Raw genomic sequence first — 26,117 nt, forward strand, 5'->3', positions numbered from 1 at the left:
ATCTGCTGTACGGTTCCGCATGTCCCTTCAAGTGAACACGGCGAAAATGTGCTCTGTCAGTGATAAACGGTGAGTAAACTGCGTTGACATGAGCAAGCCCCTCTTTGACTGCCAATATAAGTCAGCATTGGCGGGGGAGACTCCCTCCGCTGTACGTATATATGGACGGAACGGCGGATATGCGGGCCCCGGAAACGGAACCGATGAGTTATGGGTGAGAGGCCTCACCATGCCTGGAAGTGGCACGATGAGCTGGGTTTTTTCCACTGTTCACCTCGGTAAAGAGGGTGTGACCGTCATTGATCCCGGCTGGCCTGATCGCACAGACTTAGATGGATCCACGTTCGCCCCGCTGGACGAGTTTTTGCGCTCTCGTGGCCGCACCATTAAGGACGTCACTACAGTTATCGCCACGCATGCACACCCAGACCACATTGGTGCTGCGGGGCCACTCGCGGAACATACCGGTGCCCGCCTGATCATTGGTGCTGAGGAGATGAAGTGCATTGACATCGCCCGAGGGCACGAAGATCCCGCGAACAGTAGTGGCAAATTCGCAGTCGAACCTGGTGGCGTCGGCGCACCTCAAGGTCTACTTGAACCGATGCTGGAGGAGGTACGGCACGTTCGCGACCGCTGGTACTTACCGCGTAACACCCCAGACATCTTGATTGAACACGGAGAGACACTGGTGGACATGGGCTTGCCGGAGGACTTCCCTCTGGAAGCGGTACTCACCCCGGGTCATACCGACGGGCACTTGAGTTTTGTGGATCGCACACAGCAGATACTTATTGCCGCAGATCTGATCATGCCCATCATTTTCCCAGGTATCGGCCTGTCTATTGGCATGTTGGGAGGAAACCCATTGAGCCAATATCTAGAGTCATTGGAGGCTATCGCGGAATTCGATGACTATCTTGTCATACCCGGTCATGGCTATTGCTTTACTGACCTCGCCACTCGACGCCACGAAACCGCTAACCACGTACTCCAACGAGCTCGCGAAGTGCGTGACATCTTGATGGAAGAGCCAGAGTTGTCGATCTGGGAGATAGCCTCCCGAATAACCTGGTCCCTTGGGTGGGAGGGAATGCAGCAATCTCGCATGCTGGTGAGCGGATTGAGACAGGTCATTATGTACCGCGAGATGATTGATCGCGGAGAGATGGATCGGTGGGAGCGAGTTTTTGGACAAAACCGCTAACGCTAAAGATGGATAAGGTCATGTGCCGGTGAGAAAGGGGTTGTAGTTGAATGAGGTAACGTCGATTCGGGGAAAGGAACGAGGTAAAAGAGCGGGGGAGAAAGCACGTGGATGATGACACGAGAGCATGACTGGGTGCGTGTGAGTTTGGGAATGTTTGCGGTTGGCTTTGGCGCGAATTTATTTTCGGCGCTGATGCCTTCCTATAAGCACTTCTACAATTTCACTCAAGCGCATGTGACTTTTCTCCTCGCGGTATATGTGTTGGGTCTAATCCCTACGCTGCTGCTCAGCGGCCCATTGTCTGATGTGTATGGCCGCCGGGCGGTTATTCGTCCAGCCATGATTGTGAGTGCTATCGGTTCCCTGATTCTGCTGGCCGGGGTGGTACTGGGATTCGGTGCATTGCTAGTGGGGCGTTTCTTGGTCGGTGCCTCTATGGGTATGGTGCTGGCTGCAGGCGCAAGTTGGTTGAAGGAGATTAGCGCTGGGCCGGCGGCGGTGTCGGCGCGCCGGGCGACAGTCGCGATTACAGCAGGTTTTGCTTCGGGGCCACTGTGTAGCGGGTGCATCGCTGAGTGGTTACCCGCGCCGGACGTTGTGCCATACGTGGTGCACATTGTGTTGATCGTCGTCGTGACCGTCGTGGCGTGGAATACTCCGGAGGCAGTACCGAGCACGGCTACCGCTGGCGGAGGTACTAGTCCCGAGCGTGTTGGTGTGAGCGCTGGTGGAGGGGATGATGCTGCGCTTACTACTGGTGGAAAAGCCGGGGGTGTTGCAATTTTCCGCGGACGCTTGTTCTCACGCTCAGTACTAACACCACGATTTCTATGGGCAGTAGCCGCGTGGGCTCCGTGGGTGTTTGGCGCTGCGACTACATCTTTCAGTGTGCTTCCGGCTCTCGTTCGTGTCGAATGGACATCAGCTTATTCGGGTTTGATTGCGGCGTTGACCCTAGGATCAGGTCTGCTAGTTCAACCCTGGGCGCAGCGATTGGGAAACCGTGACACTGTAGCCCCAGCCATTGTCGGGTTGGTTTTGATCTTCCTGGGAATGGGAGCCTCCGTGTTAGTCGCCTTGAGTAATTCCCCGCTTTCAGTCTTCCCCGCGGCCATTTTGTTGGGTGCGAGCTACGGCGTCATGATGGTCTCGGGGTTGCGGGAGGTTCAGGAAATCGCTCCACCCCATGAGCTCGGTGCAGCGACCGCAATCTATTATTCCCTTACTTACGCGGGCTTTTTTGTGCCATTTATCCTCTCGTACATAGGTCCGGCGATTGGTTATGAATGGGCGTTTGTGTTCGGGGCGATGGTGGCTGTGGCGTCGATTGTCCCTGTTGCCAAAGCCACAGCTAACGCGAGCGTGCACGCGAGGGCAACGGGATAGACAGAGGCCAGCAGTGGATCGTACACGAGCAACCCGCTACTGCTCCACATGGAATGGACAGGCGGCGAGCCAAGCAACCTGTCAACCAGCCGACCCGCCAATCGCCCGACCAGCCGCACAGAGTCAGCATAGGGGCTGTACGCTCGCAGTATGACCTTTATAAAAGATATCTTTCTGTTGCTCGCACGAGTCATTCTCGGTGTGGTGTTGCTTGCGCATGGCTGGCAGAAGCTTCATGAATGGACCGTGGAAGGGACAGCTCGAAACTTTGCAGGTATGGGCGTCCCGATGCCTGAGCAGGCAGCTCAGTTCACAACTTACTTCGAGATCGCCGGCGGCATTTTGCTGATCATAGGCCTGCTCGTCCGGATTGTTGGTCCGGTACTTGCAGTTCAGATGGCCGGTGCAGCGTGGTTCGTGCACATCGATTCGGGAATTTTTGCCACGAATGGAGGCTGGGAATTGGTGGGCGTGATCGGCGCCGGAGGGTTGGCATTATCAGCCGCTGGTGCAGGGCGGATTTCGCTTGATCATCTGTTTTCTGCACCATTTCGGCGTCACAGTGCAAAGAAGAAAGCAGCTGTCCAGGAGCACTCTGCCACATCCAACGACGCAGACTTTGTTTCACCAGCCGGTGATGCGAGGCCAACGCCTACTCCTGCGCCGGGTGTGGGCTCCGCTGGCTCTGCCGCTGGCATGGGTGCAGCAAATTCTGGTGCAGCGAACCATCACACCCCTCTACAGGGTGGTTTCGTCGCAAAGGATGACTATTCAGAGGCTCGCACAGAGCAGCTGAATCTCAATGCTGATGAGGGTGGGGCTGCACGTGTCCACCCTCAGCGCGCCCCGCAGATCGATTCCGATGCTCCAACTACCCAATGGCCACACCACTCGTAAGAAATAATCTGCACACATGCTCAGTGGGTGGGCGCACTGATGTATAGACGCTCAGTGAGCGTGTGCGGTGATGAAGAGAGTCTGAACGCAGGACGGTTGGCGCCGATATCCACCTTTCCTGGGGAATCGGCGCCACCGCCTGGTTTTCGAAATGAGTTCGGAAGCAAACTGGAACTAACCAGTGACACCTGTCAGCTCGTTCAGGGCGTCAGGGGTGTCTACGGTCTTCACGACCTTGCCAGTAGCGATGTCTACCTTGTGAAGTTTCTGCGCGTCAGGCTCGGAAACATAAGCGTACTTGCCCAGGACGAACAGGGTTGGGCGCGGATCCTGCCACGTCTCGGACTCGCGCCATTCGTCGGTCACTTTGTACTTGCCGATGATCTGGCCGGTGTTCGGGTCGATCTTGCGCAGGTTTCCGTCGGTGCCGAGGACGAGAGCTTCGCCTTCAGGGGCACGTCCGAGGGAGCGGAAGCTGTAGGATGCTTCCACGTCAACTAGCTTCAGCTGGTCTGTGTCGGTGTTGGTCAGGCTGATTCGGGTAGGGCGCTCGAGTTCGGCGTCCTTGTCCACTTTGTAGTCGCCCAGAATGACCGGAGATACCTTGGACCCTGCCTGGTTACCGATGCGGCCGTACTTGTCCGGAGCATTGACCTTGGTGAACTTGCCGTCCTTGTAGATCACGATGCCGTTTTCGCAGCCTACGCCGATAGCGTCTTTGGCTGCGGCTTCGCCGTGAACGCCAGGGCACTGATCGGTTTTGGTGAGGATCTTGTCGTTCTTATCTTGAACCACGACCGTGTGACGCTCGTCTTCATTGCCGTTGGTGCGCAGGATTTTGCCATCCTTGAGTGCGATAGCTACGCCGTGGTGTGGGGTGACTTCGTGCTTTTCTACGACTTCTGGTTGCTTGTCCTCGCGGTAGGCATTGGGGAAGTCGCTGATTTTGAGTTCCTGGATGCTGCCGTCTCCATCGCCGAAGAGTAGTACAGAGTCACCGTGGGGAACTACGTGGCCTGGCTTTTCGGCTTTGTAGGTGGTGTTGGTGAGCTTTGGCTCGGTGACGTAGCTGTGGGTGTGGTCGCCGTGCGGTTCGGTCCATGCACCGGCGTCGAATACTTGGAAGCCATCTTTGGTGGAGACCAGGACGGTGCGCCCATCGCCTACCGGGTTGAGGCGGTTGAAGCCTTCGATTTTGGTGTCATCGATGACTTTGAGGGTTTTAGCGTCGAGGGTGAGGATTCCGCCGTCGTAGGTGGCAACCAGGCGCGGGCTTGGGCCTGCTGTTTCTTCAGGGGCGCTTTGTTCTTTTTCTTCCGACGCCGCACCTGATCCCTCGGCGTTTGTCACCGTGGAGTCAGATTTGTTGGAATCAGTGGATTCTTCGGTGGAGCAGGCGCTAAGCAGGAGGCCGGTGGCAGCAAGGGCGATCAGGGTGGAGCGGCCGGCGATTGTGGCGCGCGATGCGCGGGTGTTCGTTGTGGAGGTTCGTCGGAGGGACAAGTTGCGACACATCCTTATTGAAAATGAAAAAGATTGACAATAATGGTGTTTAAGAGTAGCTATTTCGTATTCTATTGGCAATCGTGATCAATATGAGGGGGTGAAGGATTGCACTGTAGAAAACGACCGTGATTGCCAGTGAAGACTGTGGCGGGGGAGTGCGGGATTGCCGGCCGGTGCCGTGCGTGAGTCAAGTATGAGATTACTGGCCGGGATAGTGCTTGGGGCAGCGCTGACGGGCCCCTACTCTTCGGAGCGGAAGGTGTTGCCGGGCTTGGTGGCGTCGACCACCGAATAGGTAATGAGAATATTCCCGAGTTCGGTAGTTTGAACATCGTGCAGCTTTAAACGTGTCGGCAGTGCTCCTTGGAATAACCCGCGCCCCTTGCCCGCGATTGCGGGATGAATGATCAGCGTGAGGGTGTCGATTAATCCTGCATCAACTAGTTGGCGCACCACTGAGAGTGAACCTTGCACTGCGATGTCACGGCCTTCAGTCTCTTTGAGCGCACGTACATACTCCACGAGATCGCCCGTGATGAGAGTGGAATTCTCCCAGTTCAGATCATCCTGAGTCAGGTGTCGCGACGCAATATGTTTGCGTGTGTGGTTGATGAATGCGGCGAAGCGCGCGTCTGGTCCATCGGTCACGATTGGCCAATAATCAGCCCATTCGGTGTAGCTGGTGCGGCCGAGAATGGTGTCATCGACGTGCTCAATACTTTCGTCGATGAACTGTGCAAGGCCGGCGTCGAAGGAATCGCGCTGGAATTTATATGGATCTGGCGCAATGCCGTCAATGGAGTAGAACAATGTGGCGGTGAGACGACGAGTCATGATGGTGCTCCGTAGTAGTAACCCTGCAACGAGGGATAAACAGCGTGCGGGGTGTGACGGTGGTGGTTGGTGTGGTGGTGCGGGTGTTGATTCAGGTTGGTGCGGAGGGTGGTGGATTGACTGCGGTAGGTGGTGAATGCGGTGTGGAGCAGTCACGCAGACAGTCTGCTGGCGCTCGGCCACTCAATCCGTGGCTGTGACATTGAGTGTGACATCGGGTTGAAGAAACATACTGCTGGAGTGAAAACTGCTTTGCTAGTAACCCTAGACAAAATCGATGACAAAACCGGCGACAAAACCATTGACAAACTACTTTTGTTAGCAATCCTCAACGCGTCAAGGTATCCGCATAAGGGGAGGGCCCGGGTGCAACACGCAACCTAAGGCTTGACAAACCCTGGGGGAGAGCGCGTAGGTTGGCACGCCATGGGTGCCGAGGAACGCCCTCGGTTAAGCATTCCCGCCTCGAAGACAAGCACGATCACTCGAGCAAAATCAACGAGATACGCAGGAGTACATAACCTGATGACTTCCATAAAGACTGCACGCAATCTGTTAATCGGTACAGGAATTGCAGCCGGCGCAGCACTCGCAGTAGCACCAGGCGCTAGCGCGGCAACTGTCTCACAATGGGATCAAGTGGCAGCATGTGAGTCCGGTGGCGATTGGCACATCAACACCGGCAACGGTTACTACGGTGGTCTGCAGTTTTCCGCTAGTACATGGAGTGGTTTTGGTGGCCAGCAGTATGCGCCAACCGCTGACCAGGCAACTAAGGAACAACAGATTGAAATTGCCGAAAAGGTTTTGGCATCACAGGGAGCTGGCGCGTGGCCCAATTGTGGTGGTCCCGTAGCAGGTGGCTAATTTACACAGCGAGTGAGAGGCACCTGGCTACCAAATGAGAGTTGGCTGTTTCTGCTCAGTCTGAGTTTCGTCGACGCTCGACAAGAGATTCACACCCGTGGGAGACAGAGGTGTGAGAATCTCTTGCCGAGCGTTTTACTTGGTGCAGGGCGTATGCCCCGCGCAACGGGTAGGGAAAGCTGTCAGGAGCATGAGCGAGAGTTTCGCGATGGTTTCCACCCTCCTTCTAGCTGCATTTGTGCGATGGCGAAACTGGCATGTGTGTGGTGACTTGTGGGACGGAAGTTACAACTGCCGGAGGAATCGGTAGCATCGGAGGACGAACGCGAGGCGAACGCCGGTGTATAAGCACGTGGAAACGTGTGAACGTAGAAACCAAACATGGTAACTGCGATATTGGCGTAGATGACTTCCTCATGAAAGGAACGCGAAGACAATGAGTAACCCACATAACTACGATCGCTACGCCGATTATGACGACCAGACTCGGCAGTTCAACCCTCATCAGGGAGGCTCGGGTGACTATCAGGGTCAGGGTCGGGAATATCCTCAGCAAAACTATGATGGCTATAACGGGTACGGCAATGGTCGCCCAAACTACGGTGGATCACGGAATGGGTATCCGCAGAATTACGGTCCTGGCCCCCAGGGTGCCCCGCGGAGCCCACAGGGTGTTCCTCAGGGAGGGTCTCAAGGGCGTCCACAAAACTGGGGTAAGCAGGATCGTTCCGGTTTGATCGCTGGGCGTTTTGATGCCAAGAAGGTCATCGTCAACCTCATCGTGCTTGGCATCTTGGCTGCGGCTGTCACGTTCGCTGCCGTTTTTGTGGTGGATCTCATCGTGAGTCAATTCAGCGGCTCCTACAGTATGGGCACTCCAGGTGAGGCAATCGTGGTTGGAGCTATTGCTGGGTTGGTTGGTGTATTTGCTGGTCTGCTCTACATACCGGTTGTGGGCACTGGTAATGAGCACCTATTCGGTTTGGCCGTGATCGCCTTAGCCGTGGTAGCCGCGGTGGTGTGGGTATTATTCGGTGGGTTACTTGATGGCGATTGGACTACTCTCATCACACTGACTGGGATCATCGGTACAGCGACTACAGCACTGGCGACGCGTGCTCGCATCGAAGCCGCCGATGTGACAATACGCCGCTAATTCCGATGTGACTATGCCTCATCCGTGTCGTCCGTAGGTATCCGGTATGAACTAGGGTGTAAGCCGATACGGACTAGGGGCTGTATTCAATACAACTCTGTAGCCGGGAGCCGCCGGGGGGAGCGGCTCGCCTATGGAACCCCTACGGCAGGTATTCCTCCGGAATATCCAGCGCCAGCAGATCGTCCCGGGTCTTGTTGGATTTTTCCAGCACAGCTTTGCAGACGTGTTTCATTTGTTCTTTAGGGTGAGGGATGCGTCGCTGTTCTGACATCAAAACGGTCAGCACCTCTGGCTGTTCTTTGAACGCGTGCCAGATGAGAGTGGTTGCCATCGCTTCCAGCACCATTCCGCGAGGTCGTTTCGCCTGCTGCGGTTGTTCTGCGCGTTGACCACCACCGCGCGGACGGACGTGCATATCCTGCTGCCCGATGCCTGCCACAGACCCATCGCGATTCATCACCATACAGGTGTAGGCAACGTTGCAGTACCCATCTTGTTCGATGGTTTCGCGTACCCACTGTTCATGCTCTGAAGTGAACTCGATATCCATGTAGGCTCCATCGCGCCCAGGAGCCAGGTATTGGAACTTACCTGTCCGAGTCCATACTTCGAATTCCTTGCCCATAATGCGTGCGGCGATGCCGCCGAAAAGGAAATCAGTCATGGAATAGAGCGCGCCGCCGAATGCCGCTCCATGCATGTTGGCGTTCCAGAATTTCAGGTTCAGCTCCACCCTTGCCCGACGCCAATCTTCCGAAATCTCAGTGATCCGAATACCTGAGCCAAGTAATGGTGGCCAGATGTTCATCAGACGCTGCAGCTTCTTCGGATCTTCCATTGCCTGAGCGGTGAGTGTGCCGGGAAGGTCATGGAGCGCCGCTTGAACATCCGTGATGAGCTTCTTCGGCTTATTCAGCAGTGAGTGGAGAAAAGTGTTATTTGTGGAATTCATGGGTAGAGCCCCTTGATCAGAGAGATGCAACATCGGGGAGTTGCTGCACCGCCGTGCCGTCATTGATGGACTTTAGCGCAGGGATGATGCGATCCATTGCCCACATCAGGGATGCCGCAGATGACAGGGAAGTGGCGTTCGATTCATTTTCGCCGATACGTAAGGTGCGCTTGTCTTTCACCACGGGCAATTCTTTATAGCCGGGGACATTATCTGGGTTGCCGTCAATAGCCCACATGAGCATGAAATCTGCGTTGAGCAGGTCGACGTTTTCCGCGGAGATGGAGGTGCGTGCATCACCCTTCGCCGCCTGAACTTGCTTCTCTGGCACCTTCATACCCAAGGAGGAGAGGATTTCGTTGGATGGGTCGTTTTGATCAGCCACCACGCTGAAAGATCCACCGACGTACATTCCCCAGGTGAAGGTCTTGCCTTGAAGGTTTGGCAAGTCTTTCTTATTCTCGGCAAATTTGTCGTCGACGGTTTTTACGAGTTGTTCGGCTTGCTCCTCCTTGCCGGTGATGCGACCGGCTAGCCGAGTGATCTCGTGCCAATCATCCACACCAGTATCCTTTTGAAGCACAGGCACTGTGGGGGCAATGTCGCTGAGCCGGTCATAGAACTTCTTGTCCGGTACCCAACCCGCGAGGATCACGTCAGGTTTCAAAGCCAGGATCTTCTCGATGGAGACGTCGTTCATATCCATGCCGTATTCGATCCGTTCCGTGTCCGTGAACGCGGAAGCATCTTGCCATGGGAAGCGCTGCGTACCATTCATGGAGGTGGATACCACTTCAGCGGTGATCGGTACGTCAAGAGACATGAGGGCGTCTGTCCATGTCGAAGACATCGTCACGATGCGCTTGGGATTCTTAGGAACGTCGGTTTGTCCCATGCTATGCGTGATCGTGATGGTGGAGTTGTTGGCTTCGGCGTTGGTGTGGTTGGTGGCGTCGCTGCAGGCCACAGTGCCGAAGGTGACGGCGCTGACAGCGAGCGCGGCGGCGAGTGCGCGGCGTGTTTTGGAAGCAAAAGTCATGCTGGGATTATATCTACTTGCTGTGTGTATGACCGTTGAACCTGAAAAGATTCACAGGTTTACTCCGGCCGAATAGATCGCTAGATAGATCCGGCTGTGGTTATTGTTGCTGATATGCCAAGTAGATTTTCGGTTGATGAACAGGCCGCCGCACTGGGAACGTATCCGCGTTGGCTGCGCCTGGTACAGCCCCTCATTCTGATCGCGGGAGTGATTATTGGCGCAATCATGGTGACCCGCGGTGTTCGGCACGCTGAAACTCAGTATCTGCTGGATGTTGGTGTGTTCCAGGATGCCGGCCGTGCATTGCTCAACGGAGATCCTTTTTATTCGGATGCTTTCCCCACGCGCAGTGGTTTCCGCTTCATCTATCCTCCGTTTGCCGCCCTACTGTTTGTGCCTCTGGCATGGATGGATGAAGAGACGATGGAGTTTGTGTGGACACTGTGCACGTATGCGGCGGTGTTCCTCGTTGTGTGGATGGGGACGAAGCGAATGGGTTTGCGGGGCTCCTTCCTATGGGCACTGGGACTGGCTGGTTGTGCTTTTGCTTTGGAGCCGATTCGCTCGCACGTGATGTATGGCCAGATCAATATTTTTCTGATCTTGTTCGTTACCGCAGATGTGCTGGGGTTCACGCCACGGAAGATTCGTGGTATTGGCATCGGAGTTGCGGCGGGAATCAAGATCACCCCGGCAGCGTTTGCGTTGGTTTTTTTGGTGCGTAAGGATTATTGGTCACTGCTGCGCTCTTTCCTGTTCTTCTTCCTCACGGCTGTGATTGGTTTTGTGGTTCGTGTGAACGACTCGGTGTACTTCTGGACCACTGAGTTCTTTTCATCGGAGCGTGGCGGACCTCCTCCATATCCACCGAACCAGTCTTTGACTGGACTAATTGCTCGTCTAGGTGTAGACGAGCATGTCGCTTTGGCCATCATGAAGCCGGGCTTTGTTCTTATTGCCGTTCTGTGCGTGTGGGGGGCATGGCGTTTTGAACGAGCGGGACATCCAATGCATGCGTTGGTGCTGGTGATCCTGGGGATCGTATTGGCTGGACCGTTGGCTGTGACGCATCACTGGGCTGGAATTGTCTTGCTGCTGCCATTGCTGTTCCGCCCGATCAATAGGTGGGTGGCTTTGTTCATTGTGATCAGCCTTGTTGCCCACTTTTGTGGCTTCCACGATGTGTATCCGGAAGGACAGCCGTTTTATAGTTTCAAGTTCCCGCAATATTTCATCGGCAATGCTCAGGGGCTGACTGGCCTGGTGCTGTTTATCGTGTTGTTGTGCTCTGCGGGAAGAGCCAAGCCAGTAGCGAAATGTGACAACTGAGGAGCCCATCGGTGATGTCTTGATGGTTTATTAGGGTGGGTGCATGACGAATAGAAGTCACACACGTTATCGCATGGAAGGCAATAACCCTCTAGGGGCTACGTGTATAGCCCTGTGTGCAGCCATTGTCGCCGCCGGCATAGCACTTGCGGGGTGCGGTGAGCGTGAGGGCCAGGTTCCGCCAGACGCTGCGCGGACATCGGCACAGCTATCAGAGCGATCTTCTTTCTCAGAGGGTGGCGGCGAAGCGATGGGTGTGGGGGAGGCTTCAGAAGATCCGGAAGGTAGCGCTGCTGAGCAGAACGGCCCAGAGCAGCCTGCTTCGGGGGATCCTGGTGCCTTGGCACGTCAAGAGTTGGGCACGTTGCAAATTAAAGGCCGCGCACCAAAGCAGGGATATTCGCGTGATCAGTTTGGTCAGCGGTGGAAAGACATTGACCATAATGGCTGTGATCAGCGCAATGATGTGCTTGCGCGTGATTTACAGGATGTGGATGCGCCGGGCGGTTGCAAGGTGCTGAGTGGCGTGCTGCATGATCCGTACACGGGGCAGACCATTAACTTCGTCCGTGGACAGGAAACCTCCGCGTTGGTGCAAATTGATCATGTGGTGGCGATGGCTGATGCGTGGCAAAAGGGGGCTCAGGGGTGGACGCCCGAGCGGAGGGAGGAGTTCGGCAATGATCTAGAGAATTTGCTGGCGGTCGATGGGCCGCAGAATCAGAAGAAGGGTGCAGGAGACGCGGCGACTTGGCTTCCGCCGAACAAGAATTTCCGCTGCCAGTACGTGAGTAGGCAGATTCATGTAAAAGCCAAGTATGGCTTATGGGTTACCCCTGCGGAACACGACGCAATGATTCGCGAGTTGGATCAGTGCTGACGGTTGGTAGTGGCCGACTTTCTTGAGAGAGTTGGCCTTTACTTTTATCTACAGTGGCTCCGGCGCTTGTCGTGGCCATTATCTGGTCTGGCGGGGTCAGGAGTGGAAAACCGTAGAGGAAAAAATTACCACTGAGTTCCTCGTTCTTTTTAGAGTTTCCTCATCACCTTTGCTGGAGTGCCTGCGGCAAAACAATGATCAGGAATATCGCGTGTCACTACGCTTCCTGCGCCAATGACACTGTTGTTCCCAATGCTTACGCCGGGGCATATCGTTACACCCCCGCCGAGCCACACATTGTCACCGATGGTGATAGGTGCTCCATATTCCCAGCCGGATGCTCGGAGTGCGTGATTATCCATGGGGTGTAACGCTGCGAGGAATTGTGCCCGAGGACCGATTTGGCAGTCGTTGCCGATCGTGATCGGGCAGATGTCCAGGAAGATTGCGTCGAAGTTGATAAAGACGTTTTCTCCGATATGGATGTTGTGGCCGTAATCTACCGTAAGCGGCGCCATGATTGTTGCTGACCGGGGATAGGTAGCCAGTAATGATTCGAGGGTTGCCTCGCGGCTGTCTGTGTCGGTGAGATCCAGGCGATTGAATTGTTGAGCAGAGGACTTCCCGCGCAAGCTCAATTCCTGGATGTGCGGGTCGCTCGCGTGATAGAGCAACCCGGCGTTCATGCGTGCGAGCATGGCCTGCGGGTTGTCTTCTTTTTCCTTATCGACGCGTGCAGTCAGCTCCTCTGGTGTGAGTTTCAGTTCTTCGGTTAGCTTGCGTGACACGTTTCCGGGAGTGTTCATGCGTGCCATTGTTCCAGAAGGTGGACGGGCGAGAATGGACAGAGCGGTGAGCTTTTGTGCGCGCGGATGGCCATTGCTGCACAACATTGATGTGGGATCGGGCAAAGTGAGCTTTTGTGCGCGCGGATGGCCACAGTGATGTCTTACGCCGTCGGATGTGCCAAAGGAATGCACAAAAGTGAACAGCTTGGTCTATTCTGGGTGGAGTGTTTCCACCGTGGAGACGGTAACAACCACCTTCAAGGAGAATGACGAGAGACATGACCGATCACATCAGCGACACAACTCGCCACGGTGACGACATCACGAAGTGCGGCGGTGGCTTTGATACTGCGGCCATCCACGCCGGTTATGAACCCGATGAGTCTATGGGGTCTATCAACATCCCCATTTACGCTTCCACGACTTTTGCACAAAACGCTCCGAATGACCTTCGCGGAGGTTTTGAATATGGGCGGGTGGCAAATCCGACCGTCGTTTCTCTCGCGAATACAATCGCCGCACTTGAAGGTGCCCAGTACGGCAAGATCTTTGGCTCGGGGATGGCTGCCACTGACCTGCTGTTGCGAGCACTGCTTCGTCCCGGTGATCACTTGATCATGGGGCACGACGCCTATGGAGGTACATATCGGCTGATCGCTTCGGTGTTTGCGGATTGGGGGGTGGAATTCACCGTGGTGGACACCACCAAACCAGAGCAGGTGGGCGCCGCGATTCAACCCAACACGAAGCTGGTGTGGATCGAGACGCCAACGAATCCGCTGCTCGCCATAACGGACATCGCAGCGGTGGCGTCGGTAATAAAGACCAGTAACGCAGTACAGAGCGCCAACGCAAAGCTCATCGTCGACAACACATTTGCTAGCCCGTACCTACAACGTCCGTTGGAGCTGGGCGCGGATGTGGTTTTGCATTCCACAACGAAGTACATTGGCGGCCACTCGGACGTTGTGGGTGGTGCGGTGGTGTCCAACGACTCACAGCTAGACGAACAACTCGACTTTCTGCTGGGCGGAGCTGGACCTATCGCTAGCCCTTTCGATGCGTATCTCACGGCTCGTGGAGTGAAAACCCTCGGCGTACGGATGGACCGTCACTGTTCCAACGCACAGATAATCGCGGAGTATTTGGCTGCCCGGAACGAGGTCGTAGAGGTACTGTACCCGGGCTTACCGTCCCATCCGGGCCACGAGGTGGCCAAAAAGCAGTCCACCGGTAAAGGTTTTGGAGGAATGGTTTCCATCCGTTTGCGGGACGAGGCCACTGCACTGAAGTTCGTACAATCCACCAATCTCATTTGCCTTGCAGAGAGCCTGGGTGGGGTGGAGTCCTTACTGGAACATCCTGCGACGATGACGCATCAGTCTGTAGCAGGTTCTCAACTGGAAGTTCCACGGGATCTGGTGCGTATCTCTGTTGGTATCGAGAATGTAGAGGACTTGATCGCGGACTTGGATACTGCTCTTGAATCCCTGGGTTCGTCCTAACACTACTCCCCACGATCGCGGTGTCACCACGGCGTCACTATAGCGTCCTGAGACGGGTGACCCTGCCTCTGGGATTGCGCGTGATTGAGCTTTGTGAGCCAGCTGACGTGCGGCGGCAGCGTGGCAAAAGCCTGATTGCCCATAGGCAGCGGGTGCGGGGTAATGGGAGTAACGTGGGTGTATGGCTGATCCAAATGAGAACACAAATCTGGCATTTGATCCGACTCATGTGACGCACATTCGCCCGGAGCGTAAAGCGGAGGTTGGCGTGATTAACGCGTTGGTTATGCAGGCCTTCGCAGACCTCCCTGACGGCGACGGTCACCAGAGCTTCGTGGTGGAGAAGCTACGCAACGATGGGGATCTGACGTTTAGTTTCGTATCCATTAATGAAGGCCGTCCGGTGGGGCACATCGCCGTATTCCCCGTGGAGGTCACTGCTGAGGATGGGAAGACCAAGATTGATGGCGTGTATGCACTTGGTCCCGTGGCTGTGCTCCCGGATTTGCAGAGCGCAGGACACGGCTCTGCACTGGTCAATCATGCGATTGGAGCCTTGCACGGACTTGGTGCCAAAGGCGTGGTGGTCTACGGAGACGTAGACTTCTTTGCTCGGTTTGGTTTCTCTAAGGCAGAGACTCTGGTTTACCCAGGCCATGATGCCGATGCTTTCCAAGCTCTGTCCCTCGACGGTGAGAAATTGCCACAGGGCACTGTGAGATTCCCCGCTGCCTATGAAGGTGAGTAGTTTACGATTGGTGTCATGGTTGATCTTCCACAGCACATGACAGCGATCCGCCAGCGTGCTCATGGCGGCCCCGAGGTTCTCCAGGTGGAGCATGAGATTGAGGTTCCTGTTCCTGCTCCGGGGCAGGTTCTGGTTCGTCTGGAAGCCACGGGGGTGAATTTCATCGATACCTATTTCCGCGAGGGACTGTACCCCGCGGAGCTGCCATTTATCCCCGGCCAAGAGGGTGTGGGCGAGGTTGTTGCTCATGGCCCTTCATCCGTGAACAAGACTGAGGAAGACTTTCCGCCGGTGGGCTCGCGCGTAGCGTTTTGCGACGCCATCGGTGGCACCTACTCTGAGTACTGCCTCGTGCGGGCAGACCGTGTGGTGGAAGTACCGGAAGGTATGGATAAGGAAGTTGCGGCGTCGGTGACATTACAGGGGATTACAGCGCATTATTTGGCGCGGGGTGTCTACCCGTTAGAGGAGGGGTCCACGTGTGTGATCACAGCAGGTGCAGGGGGCGTGGGACAGCTACTCACTCAGCTGGCTAAGTACCTGGGCGCCACGGTGATTTCTCTGGTCAGCAACGACGCCAAAGAAGAGATCTCGACGGCGGCTGGCGCGGATCATGTGCTGCGTTACGAGGAGTATTCCGGTGACCGCGTGCGTGAACTCACCGGTGGGGTGGGGGTAGATGTGGTGTACGACGGTGTGGGAGCCACCACTTTCGCCACCAGTTTGGAGTGTATCCGCCCAACGGGAGTGATGTGCTTGTTCGGTGCCGCGAGTGGACCGGTGGATCCCATTGATCCCCAGATTTTGAATAAACACGGCAGCTTGTTCCTCACTCGCCCGGGCATTAACGCGTGGACGTCCCGGAAGGGCGAGTTCGCTATGCGTGCAGGGGAAATTCTACGGTTGATCAACGAGGGTGTGCTGAAGGTGAACGTGGGGGCCACCTATCCATTGGCAGATGCCCGGAAAGCACATGAGGACTTGCAGGGTCGCAAAACTACCGGTTCTGTGGTGCTGATCCCCTAATCTCGTTGTGTACTAGCTCCCTCGTGGGCATTCTTACTGTCTCTTTTGACCCCTGTGCCCCTTTGCGGGGATTTTCTTTTCCGCGGGGGCGGTGTGGCTGTGAGGTAGCCGGTTCTGCAGCGAAGTTGACTGCATCTTCTCTGCATCTTTTCCTCACAATCTTCTCCCCACAGGGCGGGGTTGCTTACTACGATGGGCTCCATGAGCATCAAGAACCGTTATGAGTCCCTGAACACTGCCGATCGTGTGGCTGTTGTCACCGGTGCGAGCGCCGGTATTGGTGCGTCTGCCGCCGAGTTTCTTGCAGCTGATGGTTGGCATGTGGTGCTGGCTGCTCGCCGAGAGGATAAGCTGCACGAGGTGGCGGCACGCATTGAGAATGAGGGTGGTACGGCGAGTGTTCTGCCTCTGGATGTGACAGACCAGAACTCCATCGATTCCTTCGCTAAGCAGCTCAAAGAGATTACCGGTGGCAAGCTGGACTTGTTGGTTAATAACGCGGGTGGGGCGCGTGGTCTCGATTCGGTTCTCGACGCCAACAGTGACGACTGGCGATGGATGTACGAAACGAATGTGATGGGTACCTTGCAGGTGACCCGAGCGCTGTTTGATCTGTTGAAGGCTACCGATGCACCGCAGGTAATCAACGTGGTGTCTATGGCCGGGCGCGCCGCCTACCGTGGCGGAGCCGGATATAACGCTGCTAAGTTCGGTGAGACGGCGTTGACAGACGTGATGCGCATGGAGTTTGCTGAGTATGGGGTGCGTGTCTGCCAACTGGATCCAGGCCGAGTTGCTACGGATTTCTCCCTCAACCGCTTCAAGGGCGATGAAGAAAAAGCTGCTGCGGTCTACGCTGATGTGTTGAATCTTGTGGCTGATGATATGGGTGAGACGGTGCGATGGTTGGCGTCACGGCCACGGCACATGGACGTGGAAACCATATTGATTAAGCCGTTGGATCAGGTATAGGCGCTCGGTGGGTAGGGGATTCGCTTATCAAGCTTCGGTCTGGATGGACGGTAAGCTTTGAGGGCTGCGGTAAAGTTGGGGATCATGTGGAAACGCAAGTCCTCGAAACCTAGCGAAGAAAAGGCGATCAAGGTTTCGCCTACCCACATTAAGCCGGTGGCTAGGCCGGCTAATCGCCCGGCGGCGCACAGCTCGGCAGTGAAGAAAGCCGGTGAGATTTCTGTGGAGAAGCCCGCTGTTGTTGGTGCAGCGAAAACAGCGGGAGGGGAGGGAAAGCCTGCTGAAGAGAAATCCAGCGGTTCTACGGTGAAGATTGAACGTTCTGGTGTGGTTGCCGGTAACGCTCCAGGAGCGCCGAAGGTAGGGGAAGTGATTGCTCCTGCCACGTCTGGCTCTTCGTCAAAGGCGGAGGCAAAGGCATCAAAGGATCCCAAGGTAGAGGGGAAGCCGCACCCTGGGGGACCAAAGGAGGAAGACGCACAAGAGGCCAAGAAACCAAAGGCAGAAGAAAAACCACTGGGTGAGAAACCAAAGGCTGAAGCAAAGCCGAAACCTCAGGAGTCTAAGCCGGAAGAGAAGCTGCAACCCTCTGCTTTAGTTGAGGCGCAGAAGGTGCAGAGCACTCAGATTGAGAAGAAACAAGAGACTGCACCCAGCACCCGGAGGCTTAGCCGCGGGCTTGTTTTTGAGACTACCGTTGGGGTGATCTTCAGCCTGGCAATTGCAGGTTTACTGGGTTTTTTCATGATGGGCGGTTCTTTTTAAACGCTGGACAATAAAGCCATTAGAACCCCCAAATTCAAACCACTGGCCTGGCCATTAAGCTTGGCTCAGCGATACGGCGGTTCCGGATGCAGTAACCATAACCATGCCCCCTTGGCCGAGTGATTCATAGTCGATGTCCACACCGACTACACCGTTAGCGCCGAGCTCGATAGCACGTTGCACCATTTCACCGAGGGCCGCTTCACGGGCTTGGAGAACCTCGCCCTCGTAAGAGCCAGCACGCCCGCCGACGATATTACGAAAACTAGCGCCGATGTCCTTAAACATATTGATACCGACGATTGTTTCGCCAGCGACGACACGAATGTATTGGTCGATCTTGTAGCCCTCAACGGTATTGGTTGTGGTGACGATCATGCAGGTGCTCCTATGGTCTTGCGCTGCCAGATGAGATGGATGGGACTATGCGTCTAATCTTACGCGTGGTGATGCGTACACCGGCGTTGGCCACGGTGACTAAGCGACAACCGACTGTGTTTCGGGTGCATACGACGCGGGACAATCCGAACAATATTAGATAAATCGAACATTAGTTCGATATTGGAAATATCGCGGTCACGGCTATCCTCGAAAATCGAGAGCGTTGGCAGATGGTTTACATCTGATGCTGGTGCACTGTATGGTAACCAATGCATAGGGTAAGGGTTACCATGAAAGTAGGAAGAGAGAATGGTCAAACTTCAAATCTCGGAAGCGGCTGAAAAGCTCGATGTATCAGTGGATACGATTCGTCGTTGGGAAAAGAAGGGGCTTATAAAATCTCAGCGGAATTCTGCTAATTACAGAGAGTTTGATTTCGAAGAAATCAATCGTTTGTATCGAAAGCTAAACGGCGAACCTAGCGGATATCGGTATACTATTCTAAAGAACCCAGTCAGTAAATTTACAGCAGTGGACTTATTTGCGGGAGCTGGAGGTACCGCCCTCGGGTTAGAAAACGCTGGGTTTCGCCATCTTGCGGTCAATGAAATTGATAAATGGGCTGCGGATACCTTGCGAGTGAATCGCCCACATTGGAATGTAATTGAGGGTGATATTCACGAAATATCATTTCCAGACTTAGAGGGAAAAGTAAACCTTGTTGAAGGCGGTTTTCCTTGTCAAGCATTTAGCTACGCTGGAAATAAACTTGGGTTTGCGGATACTAGAGGAACTCTATTTCATGAATTTGCTAGAATTGTGAGTGAATTACGTCCCGAGATCGCTATGGGGGAAAATGTCAGAGGGTTAGTCAATCATGATGGTGGGCGAACTCTAAAGACTATGCTTAAGCAACTTCAGGATATTGGTTACCGAGTGGCTTATAAAATGATAAGGGCACAGTACCTTGATGTTCCTCAAAAAAGAGAACGTTTAATAATCATTGCTGTCAGGAATGATTTAGATTATCCTATATTATTCCCTAAAGAGAAGGACTACACCGTATCGCTCAAGGATTCGATTTCAGATGTTCCCGAAGGGCCGGGAATGGTATATAACGAATGGAAATTTAAAATAATGGATAAGGTTCCGGAGGGAGGAAACTGGCGCGACCTTAAAGACGAAGACCAAAGAGCCTATATGAAGGCAAGTTATTACCTCGGTGGAGGAAAGACAGGTTTAGCTCGTAGGCTGTCTTGGGACGAACCTTCCTTGACTTTGACTTGTAATCCAGCACAGAAACAGACAGAGCGTTGTCACCCGAGTAAGACCAGACCGCTAAACGTTAGGGAGTACGCTAGAATTCAATCTTTTCCGGACGAATGGACGTTCCAAGGAAGCGTTTCTCAACAGTACAAGCAAATTGGTAATGCGGTACCGGTGAACCTAGCTTTCCACGTTGGCACTGGTCTTAGAGCAATGCTAGAGGGAAAAACTTTAGATACACACGAAGAGCAAAAGGCAGTGCCGGCTCTCCAGGAAGCAGACCTGATTTAAAATAGACCAAGTGCTATTCGCTCTGCGTAGTATCTAGAGCAGAGGTTTTCGGTAGTGCAGCTAATAATGCTTTATTGAGATAATCCTCGGGTATTTTCTCACTGATCTCTTCAGAGGCTAGTGAAGTCTCTTCGGAAAGTACCTTCTTGAATATAAAAGGTAGCGTATGGAGTAAGTCGTCGATAGCATTCGGATCACCAGTTATCAGATGATATGCCGTACGCCCATCGATTCGACGTACATAAGGAACTGCCTGTCGGTTTGAGACTTTCCATGGTTCATCATATGGTTCAGGTTTCTTTGGAATAATTTGAATGATATAGGCGACACATTCCCTTACTCCACCACGTGATGCTGCAGCTTCTTTTAACTTATCCCAGGTCTTACACTCATCACTCGCTTTAATAGTGTTATGCCGCATTTTCACCTCCGCAATAACCTTTCGATCCTGCGCAAGCTGAACTGGTTTGATGGATTCGATATCGAACACGCCCCCTGAAGTGCCAGTGCTTCTCCATCCCTCAATACTTCCTAGAATGGACTGATGGAAATTGCCTATCGCATTTTGTAATGACTTTACGATACTAACGCTAATTTGAATACGATCTAGTTCTTCGGGAGATATATTCAAAAAAGAGTTCAAGGCGATTAGTAAAGTCGGATCTGTTTGTAGTTTATCGACCTCCCTTTTCTTAACTTCTTTCAAAGCTTTTGCAAAAGATTTCTTAGTGATTTCGATGAGCTTCTCTTCAGAAATCCATGTGAGATCATAATTATTTTCTGACATTATGTGCGATAACTCCTTAGCATTGATGACTGGATGGCTCTCTGGTGCGAACCAGAGTTTTGGTTATAATAGTTAATCTACCAGTACTAATAGCAAGGATGTCTCTTGACCCCGGGTTCAAGTACGGCTATCACGCTCAGCTGAAGACCAATCGTGCGGTTCGTTGTGTCCTACCCGTGTCGCTGACCCAATTACCCTGGAAACATGACCAACGTTATCGAGTTTCCCTGCACTTCCTCCACCGCTGAGCTTTTCCGGTTACTGCCCCGCAGACTTATCAACACCATTCGTCAGGCGCAAAAAGTAGAGGTTTTCACTGGTGCTGGTATGAGCAAAGATTCCGGCCTGGACACTTTTCGCGATGCACAAACCGGTATTTGGTCTCATGTCGACCCACAAGCCACGGCCACTATCGATTCCTGGGCACGTGACCCTGACCCCATGCTCGCTTGGTATCTCTGGCGCGGTACTCTCTGCCGCCGTGCGAAGCCGAACCCGGGGCACCTCGCGATCGCCCAATGGGCGGGACGAAATGGCGTCGACCTTCACATCACGACACAGAACATCGACGACCTCCACGAGCGCGCATTCGACGATGCGAAACAACCGCGCGCAAATATAGCCCACCTGCATGGAAGTCTCTTCGCCTACCGTTGCTCCATTTGCAGTAAACCAGCCCGCACACCCGAGCTGCCCGAAGAACAAGTCGAACGCATCGTCCCGCCTCAATGCTCACTGTGTGGTAATCCGATTAGACCCGGTGTGGTCTGGTTTGGCGAATCACTCCCACACAAAGAATGGATCGCAGCTGAACACTCAATGCGATCCGCTGACGTGGTGATCATCATAGGTACCTCGGGAGTGATCTGGCCTGCCGCTGGGCTCCCCGCCTTAGCAGCCGAGGCATCAATTCCCATCATCGAGATCAGCCCTGATCGCACCGATCTCACGAGTCTGGCCACCTGGTCGATAAGAACAACCGCTGCGCGCGGGGTGCCTGCTCTCATCGCCGCAATGGAGGGAGGGGCTAGCAGTTAGCAAAAAGGAGGAGCTAGCGCTAGGGCAAGGAAGAGCTAACGCTAGCAAAGGGAGTGACCGGTAGCTAGGGAAGATAGTAGCCCGTATTAGGGTCGTAATACTTGTTCACCGACGGATCCCAATACGGCTTCAACGGTCCATAAGGACTGGTTGGCGGTGTCTGCTGCGGCGCTTTAGTTGAAGCTGGCGCTTCGCCCGCCGCTCCCCCGGCGGTGGCACCACCAGTGTTATTGCCTGCTGGAGCGGAATCTTCCGATTCGACATTAGACCACACGTCAGGGCCGAGCTCACCAAGAATACGGCCGGATTTCGGCGCGTCTGGCACCTGATTCAGCCCAGGATTAGCCGGGGCATCTTCACCCGCCGCACCGTCCAGCTTGGTGCCTGGAACAGCTCCATTTTGTACCTGTTCAGGGACGTCAGGGAAAGTCTCGAACGGTTGCAATGGAGGAAGTGGCGGGTTGTCTGCGCCTAGCTCGTATTGGCGCTGTAACTCCGGAGCTAGGGTTTGGGCGAAGAGATTAGTGAAATGATGACCATCGCGGTATACCAGAACGTTGCCGATCACAGCGGGGCAGCGTCCATCACGGCAGTAGGCATTGGTTAAATCGATATGAGAAACATCCAACCCCTGATAGGCCTGGTACTGAGGGGATACGGGCAACAATGAACGTTCCACAACAGTTCCGCAGATTTCGTTAATCTTTTCGAGCTCTTCGGTGGTAGGGGCATCCGGATCCGCAGCACCGGTGAAGAGCTCATGATCTGCACCTTCGTATGTCCCATCCAGAGACTCACTCACACACTTGCGGACGTTCAACTGGTTCAAAGGTTGATCATGCTGTTGGATCCAGGCGTTATCGCGAACCAAATAAGAGTGAATGCCTGCCTCACTGAAACGGCGCACAGTATCCACATACTCTTCAGGTACCACCTCCGGCCCTGTGCCTCGATAAGAAGAAGGCCGTGTACCGGTCATGATGACGCCCTCAGTCGGAGGAAACTGAAGGATGTGATTGATAGTGAAATCTGACCATTCGCGGCAACTAGGGTAGTCTTCGCCCGTGTACTTCGGGATGGTGGAACCCAGAGGACAGCCCATCTTGATCAGTGGCTTGATCTTAATGCCCAGATTTTTTCCCATGATATCCAGCGCTGGGATCAGGTGTTCGGAGTGGGACCCACCTACTGCGTACAGTGTCCGCTGCGAATTGACATCGCCATATGCGCATTCCTCGGGGGACTCGTTGAAATTTTTGTGCGTCACCATCAGGGCAGAATCGAAGCCAATGTAGCAACCGTCTGTCTGTGAAGGCGGTAACATTCCGTCAAAATCATCCAGAGCAGGAGCCAACGGTAGGCCCTCAGGTGCGCGCTGGTTGTACAAGAACGCCCCGGCACCAGGGTAAAGGCTGCGGTTCTGTGCAGCGGCAGCGAGATCCGCAGAGACCGCTTGGGTGCGTCGTTCAATTACACCCGGAGAGGCCACCACCATGCCGGCCAGTAAAAGGATCACCACAGCGTAGACAGTCTTAGGCCAGATCTTCAGTGAATTCCACCAGTAGCGCGGGTTAATCAATATCCAACTACGGGACGGTTTGCGCTCTTGGCGTAGTGGTTTCTCCACAATCTTCGCAGTGATCCATGCCAGCGCGACGGAGACACACATCACGCCGATTCCCACGATAGGTTTGACGGAAGTTCCACTCACACCCGGATCAGTGGCCTCTGCAGGGTTAGAAGCTGTAGACTGGCCCATGTAGGCAACAACGAGCACCAGAATTGGCCAGTGCCACAAGTAGAGAGCGTAGGAAATGCGCCCCAAGAATTGGAACAGAGGAGTTTCCAATAGACGGGTCACACCCACTGGCTGACCACCAGTGCCTGCCAGCACAACGAGCGTGGCGCCGATTAGTGGAATCAACGTCCACGGTCCGGGGAATTGATGGGCACCATCTAGAAAAATACCCGTGCCGATGATGGCGCACAGACCCACAATGCCTAAGATCCACCGAGGAACGCGGCCCATCGGGGGAACTAGAGGCCGTCCATCGGAACCGCGGCGTAGCAATAGCATGCCCAACAGTCCACCGAGACCAATTTCCCAGAAACGGCTCACAGTGGAGTAGTAGTTCAACGATTGGTCGTCGCCATGTAGAACGCAGGCGTAAATGAATGACAATACTGTGGCAGCTGTCAGTACAACGAGGAGCGCCGCCCTGGAGAACTTACGGAAAATGAAGGCGATGAGCACCACCACTACGAGAGAGGCGGCGTAAATCTGCAACTGGGCGGACATTGACCACAGGTGCTGGAACGGGCTGACGGTATCGCGCACACTGGTGTACTCGCGCCCGGAAAATGCTAACTGCCAGTTGATGTAGTAGCCGAGTGCCGCCAGGGCATCTTCTGCCATTGTGGAATGCACCAGCTTATTCATCACGAACAAGCTACCGGCCAGGGTGGCGGCTACCACTACCGCCAGCAGTGGGAATAGGCGTCTGATGATGCGCATCAGCGATTGGAGAAACGTCAGTCCGTTTTTATTGCGGGCGTTCGCTAACTGGCTGCTGAAGAAGAAAATACCTCCGAGCAGCAGGAAGACGTCCACACCTGCTGATACTTTGCCAACGAAAACATGGAAAAATACAACGAGGGTGATCGCGAGTCCGCGAAGTCCCTCGATGTCGGTGCGAAAATTCGAGCTAGCTGCCTTAGCCATAACGGAACTAGCCTAGTTCACTACGAGGCTTTTAGTCGAAGTGGACACTCGCGAGTGGAAGAGATTTTTCCGTATCTACCTGCTGGTTAGCTGTGACAACATATTTTGCAGCGTGGGTGATGAAACCCCGAGATTCTTCTGGGCTGAGTTGACGCCGCACCTTCGCGGGGATACCCGCGGCTAGGGAGCCTTGGGGAATTTCTTGGCCTTCGAGCACCACGGCTCCGGCGGCTATGAGGCTGCCTTCCCCAATGACAGAACCGGTGAGCAGAGCCGATTTCATGCCCACGAGGGTGCCGTTGCCCACCTGCGCTGCATGCACGAGCGCGAGGTGACCCACGGTGACGTCATCGCCGAGGATGCAAGGGGTGTGTGCTTCGGTGTGGAGCACCGAATTATCTTGAATATTTGTGCGAGCACCCACCCGGATCTTGCCTACATCTCCTCGCAGCACGCAGCCATAGAATACGGATGCGTCCGGTCCAATTTCCACGTCACCAATGATTACTGCGTTCGGTGCTATGTATGCGCTGCGGTGGATGCGCGGTATTTTTCCCTCGTAGGGAAGAATGATCGGTGTTCGCTGACTCATGGTGTTGATGCTAGCGTCCACGCCGCGGGTTATGGTGGGATTCATGTCTACGATTCTTGTCGTCCATCATTCCCCAACCGATACCACCCGCGGTGTGGCCTCTCTTGTTCTCGACGCCACGAGGGAAGCCGCTCGGCAAGTCAATGAAGTGGCCGGTGACTCCAGCGACATGATCGATGTGACGGAGGTTAACGCTCTAGAACCGAGCGTAGGACAGTTACGCGATGCGGATGCCATTATTTTTGGCACCACCGCTAACTTCGGCTACATTTCGGGGGCTCTCAAGCATTACTTCGATTCCACCTTCATGGAGATCGGAGAGGATCTGAAAGGTCTGCCAATGAGCTGGTGGATCCGCGGAGGCTATGACACTACCGGCGCCTCCAAGGTCATGCGTTCCATCACTACCGGTTATGGGTGGTCTCCGGTGGTTCCGCCCATTGAATTTGTGGGAGAAGTGGAGCCCCACACCACCGAGCTACGTGATATGGCTCAAGCTGTGGTGGGGGCTCTCGTTCAGTAGGGCGTTCAGTAGACGAGCTCCGGTTGTTCGGTTAGGGTGCTCGGTTGGTATCCCGTGGGAGTAGCGGAGGGTACTTAAGAGGAGGGTGTCCCATGGGGGCGGCCGTCTGGGTACTGACCGGGGACTATCCGGGGACTATCTGGGGGTTATTTGGCGTCGGATAGAAGATAGGCAGCACCTGCAACGGCGCCGGTGACGGAGAGGACAGAGGGCCACGAACCGATTTTCTTCGCTAGAGGGTGGGAGAGACCGAACGCGGCGATGTAGGCGGCGGTGAGGCCGGCGGCAGTGCCTGCTCCCGCCTTTGCATTCCACGAACGGGCAGCCCAACCGCCAGCTGCGGCCAGGAGAACCCCACCCAAGGGTCGGATGCCAGTTTCACGAGCGGTAAGCCAACCGCCTACCAATCCGGTGGCGACAACGGCTGCCGTATTGACGTCTTGAGCAGGCTTGATATTGATGCTTTGAGAACTCATGGTTCCACCATATAACTGTGCGGAGGTGGGAGACATGGGTAGCGCCTGTGATGATCCGTAGAGGTCCATAACGATGCGATCACATGAGGTGCTACGCAGGCAGAGCCTATGTACGATCGTTTTTCGATAGGGATAACCATTCAACCGATCATCTCCACATCGAGAATCTATCGAT

Annotated in this window: 26 protein-coding genes; 16 read left to right on the forward strand and 10 right to left on the reverse strand. The window is 54.6% G+C overall.

Translation table 11 applies throughout. The annotated features are described in order from the left end of the window. Positions 1-88 precede the first annotated feature (88 nt). The 3 genes from GP473_RS00205 (at position 89) to GP473_RS00215 (ending at position 3,493) form a co-directional block, all read left to right on the forward strand. Positions 89-1,207: an MBL fold metallo-hydrolase gene (locus GP473_RS00205; RefSeq protein WP_185770612.1), complete on the forward strand. Its 1,119-nt coding sequence runs from the start codon at positions 89-91 to the stop codon at positions 1,205-1,207. 111 nt (positions 1,208-1,318) lie between these two features. After that, on the forward strand, positions 1,319-2,596 hold the full coding sequence (locus GP473_RS00210; protein WP_246394805.1) for an MFS transporter: 1,278 nt from the start codon (positions 1,319-1,321) through the stop codon (positions 2,594-2,596). Positions 2,597-2,746: 150 nt separating this feature from the next. Then, positions 2,747-3,493, forward strand: coding sequence for a DoxX family protein (locus GP473_RS00215; protein ID WP_185770613.1), 747 nt, complete (start codon positions 2,747-2,749; stop codon positions 3,491-3,493). Between the two features lie 174 nt (positions 3,494-3,667). Here GP473_RS00215 and aztD read toward each other — a convergent pair whose 3' ends face one another. After that, positions 3,668-4,945 (reverse strand): zinc metallochaperone AztD, encoded by a 1,278-nt coding sequence (gene aztD / locus GP473_RS00220; protein WP_425488604.1) that lies wholly within the window; start codon positions 4,943-4,945, stop codon positions 3,668-3,670. Positions 4,946-5,239: 294 nt separating this feature from the next. Continuing rightward, positions 5,240-5,833 (reverse strand): dihydrofolate reductase family protein, encoded by a 594-nt coding sequence (locus tag GP473_RS00225; protein ID WP_186276921.1) that lies wholly within the window; start codon positions 5,831-5,833, stop codon positions 5,240-5,242. 44 nt (positions 5,834-5,877) lie between these two features. Between GP473_RS00225 and GP473_RS00230 the strand changes: the two genes are divergently transcribed. The 3 genes from GP473_RS00230 (at position 5,878) to GP473_RS00240 (ending at position 7,856) form a co-directional block, all read left to right on the forward strand. Continuing rightward, positions 5,878-6,033: a hypothetical protein gene (locus tag GP473_RS00230; RefSeq protein ID WP_186276922.1), complete on the forward strand. Its 156-nt coding sequence runs from the start codon at positions 5,878-5,880 to the stop codon at positions 6,031-6,033. A 325-nt stretch (positions 6,034-6,358) separates the two neighbouring features. Next, positions 6,359-6,700 (forward strand): transglycosylase family protein, encoded by a 342-nt coding sequence (locus GP473_RS00235; protein ID WP_246394806.1) that lies wholly within the window; start codon positions 6,359-6,361, stop codon positions 6,698-6,700. 436 nt (positions 6,701-7,136) lie between these two features. Continuing rightward, positions 7,137-7,856: a hypothetical protein gene (locus GP473_RS00240; protein WP_186276923.1), complete on the forward strand. Its 720-nt coding sequence runs from the start codon at positions 7,137-7,139 to the stop codon at positions 7,854-7,856. A 142-nt stretch (positions 7,857-7,998) separates the two neighbouring features. On the opposite strand, the gene GP473_RS00245 is transcribed toward GP473_RS00240, so the two are convergent. Then, positions 7,999-8,811 carry a PaaI family thioesterase gene (locus tag GP473_RS00245; protein ID WP_246394807.1) on the reverse strand — a complete coding sequence of 271 codons (813 nt, stop codon included), beginning with the start codon at positions 8,809-8,811 and terminating at the stop codon, positions 7,999-8,001. Between the two features lie 16 nt (positions 8,812-8,827). Beyond that, positions 8,828-9,850, reverse strand: a complete 1,023-nt coding sequence (locus tag GP473_RS00250; protein ID WP_186276924.1) for an ABC transporter substrate-binding protein — start codon at positions 9,848-9,850, stop codon at positions 8,828-8,830. A gap of 114 nt (positions 9,851-9,964) precedes the next feature. On the opposite strand from GP473_RS00250, the gene GP473_RS00255 reads away from it, so the two are divergent. Both GP473_RS00255 and GP473_RS09600 read left to right on the forward strand, forming a co-directional pair. Next, on the forward strand, positions 9,965-11,182 hold the full coding sequence (locus tag GP473_RS00255) for a glycosyltransferase family 87 protein (RefSeq protein WP_186276925.1): 1,218 nt from the start codon (positions 9,965-9,967) through the stop codon (positions 11,180-11,182). Between the two features lie 43 nt (positions 11,183-11,225). Beyond that, positions 11,226-12,062, forward strand: coding sequence for an HNH endonuclease family protein (locus GP473_RS09600; protein ID WP_343061440.1), 837 nt, complete (start codon positions 11,226-11,228; stop codon positions 12,060-12,062). A gap of 149 nt (positions 12,063-12,211) precedes the next feature. Here the strand turns inward: GP473_RS09600 and GP473_RS09535 are convergent, their stop codons facing one another. Beyond that, positions 12,212-12,868, reverse strand: coding sequence for a sugar O-acetyltransferase (locus tag GP473_RS09535; RefSeq protein ID WP_281381131.1), 657 nt, complete (start codon positions 12,866-12,868; stop codon positions 12,212-12,214). 260 nt (positions 12,869-13,128) lie between these two features. On the opposite strand from GP473_RS09535, the gene GP473_RS00270 reads away from it, so the two are divergent. The 5 genes from GP473_RS00270 to GP473_RS00290 all read left to right on the forward strand — a co-directional run bounded on the left by GP473_RS00270 (position 13,129) and on the right by GP473_RS00290 (position 17,866). Then, positions 13,129-14,355 (forward strand): cystathionine gamma-synthase, encoded by a 1,227-nt coding sequence (locus GP473_RS00270; protein WP_186276926.1) that lies wholly within the window; start codon positions 13,129-13,131, stop codon positions 14,353-14,355. Between the two features lie 181 nt (positions 14,356-14,536). Then, positions 14,537-15,103 (forward strand): GNAT family N-acetyltransferase, encoded by a 567-nt coding sequence (locus GP473_RS00275; RefSeq protein ID WP_185770620.1) that lies wholly within the window; start codon positions 14,537-14,539, stop codon positions 15,101-15,103. A 36-nt stretch (positions 15,104-15,139) separates the two neighbouring features. Further along, the gene (locus tag GP473_RS00280; RefSeq protein WP_185770820.1) at positions 15,140-16,129 is read left to right on the forward strand and encodes a quinone oxidoreductase family protein; all 990 of its coding nucleotides are present in this window, start codon (positions 15,140-15,142) and stop codon (positions 16,127-16,129) included. Positions 16,130-16,330: 201 nt separating this feature from the next. Then, positions 16,331-17,101, forward strand: a complete 771-nt coding sequence (locus tag GP473_RS00285; RefSeq protein ID WP_185770621.1) for an SDR family oxidoreductase — start codon at positions 16,331-16,333, stop codon at positions 17,099-17,101. A gap of 84 nt (positions 17,102-17,185) precedes the next feature. Beyond that, the gene (locus GP473_RS00290) at positions 17,186-17,866 is read left to right on the forward strand and encodes a prolipoprotein diacylglyceryl transferase (RefSeq protein ID WP_186276927.1); all 681 of its coding nucleotides are present in this window, start codon (positions 17,186-17,188) and stop codon (positions 17,864-17,866) included. A 54-nt stretch (positions 17,867-17,920) separates the two neighbouring features. Here the strand turns inward: GP473_RS00290 and GP473_RS00295 are convergent, their stop codons facing one another. Continuing rightward, positions 17,921-18,244, reverse strand: a complete 324-nt coding sequence (locus tag GP473_RS00295) for a YbjQ family protein (RefSeq protein ID WP_185770623.1) — start codon at positions 18,242-18,244, stop codon at positions 17,921-17,923. A gap of 312 nt (positions 18,245-18,556) precedes the next feature. Here GP473_RS00295 and dcm point away from each other — a divergent pair, with 312 nt between their 5' ends. After that, positions 18,557-19,804 (forward strand): DNA (cytosine-5-)-methyltransferase, encoded by a 1,248-nt coding sequence (gene dcm / locus GP473_RS00300; RefSeq protein WP_185770624.1) that lies wholly within the window; start codon positions 18,557-18,559, stop codon positions 19,802-19,804. Between the two features lie 13 nt (positions 19,805-19,817). On the opposite strand, the gene GP473_RS00305 is transcribed toward dcm, so the two are convergent. Next, positions 19,818-20,591 carry an Eco47II family restriction endonuclease gene (locus GP473_RS00305; protein WP_185770625.1) on the reverse strand — a complete coding sequence of 258 codons (774 nt, stop codon included), beginning with the start codon at positions 20,589-20,591 and terminating at the stop codon, positions 19,818-19,820. A 204-nt stretch (positions 20,592-20,795) separates the two neighbouring features. On the opposite strand from GP473_RS00305, the gene GP473_RS00310 reads away from it, so the two are divergent. After that, on the forward strand, positions 20,796-21,629 hold the full coding sequence (locus GP473_RS00310) for an NAD-dependent protein deacylase (RefSeq protein ID WP_186276928.1): 834 nt from the start codon (positions 20,796-20,798) through the stop codon (positions 21,627-21,629). Between the two features lie 64 nt (positions 21,630-21,693). Here the strand turns inward: GP473_RS00310 and GP473_RS00315 are convergent, their stop codons facing one another. Both GP473_RS00315 and GP473_RS00320 read right to left on the reverse strand, forming a co-directional pair. Further along, positions 21,694-24,351 (reverse strand): acyltransferase family protein, encoded by a 2,658-nt coding sequence (locus tag GP473_RS00315; RefSeq protein ID WP_186276929.1) that lies wholly within the window; start codon positions 24,349-24,351, stop codon positions 21,694-21,696. 31 nt (positions 24,352-24,382) lie between these two features. After that, on the reverse strand, positions 24,383-24,943 hold the full coding sequence (locus GP473_RS00320) for a gamma carbonic anhydrase family protein (RefSeq protein ID WP_185770821.1): 561 nt from the start codon (positions 24,941-24,943) through the stop codon (positions 24,383-24,385). 43 nt (positions 24,944-24,986) lie between these two features. Between GP473_RS00320 and GP473_RS00325 the strand changes: the two genes are divergently transcribed. Beyond that, positions 24,987-25,466, forward strand: coding sequence for a flavodoxin family protein (locus GP473_RS00325; RefSeq protein WP_186276930.1), 480 nt, complete (start codon positions 24,987-24,989; stop codon positions 25,464-25,466). Between the two features lie 146 nt (positions 25,467-25,612). Here GP473_RS00325 and GP473_RS00330 read toward each other — a convergent pair whose 3' ends face one another. Beyond that, positions 25,613-25,942: a hypothetical protein gene (locus tag GP473_RS00330; RefSeq protein ID WP_185770629.1), complete on the reverse strand. Its 330-nt coding sequence runs from the start codon at positions 25,940-25,942 to the stop codon at positions 25,613-25,615. Positions 25,943-26,117 lie beyond the last annotated feature (175 nt).

Origin of the sequence: Corynebacterium anserum (genome assembly GCF_014262665.1) — a bacterium.
Classification (GTDB): domain Bacteria; phylum Actinomycetota; class Actinomycetes; order Mycobacteriales; family Mycobacteriaceae; genus Corynebacterium; species Corynebacterium anserum.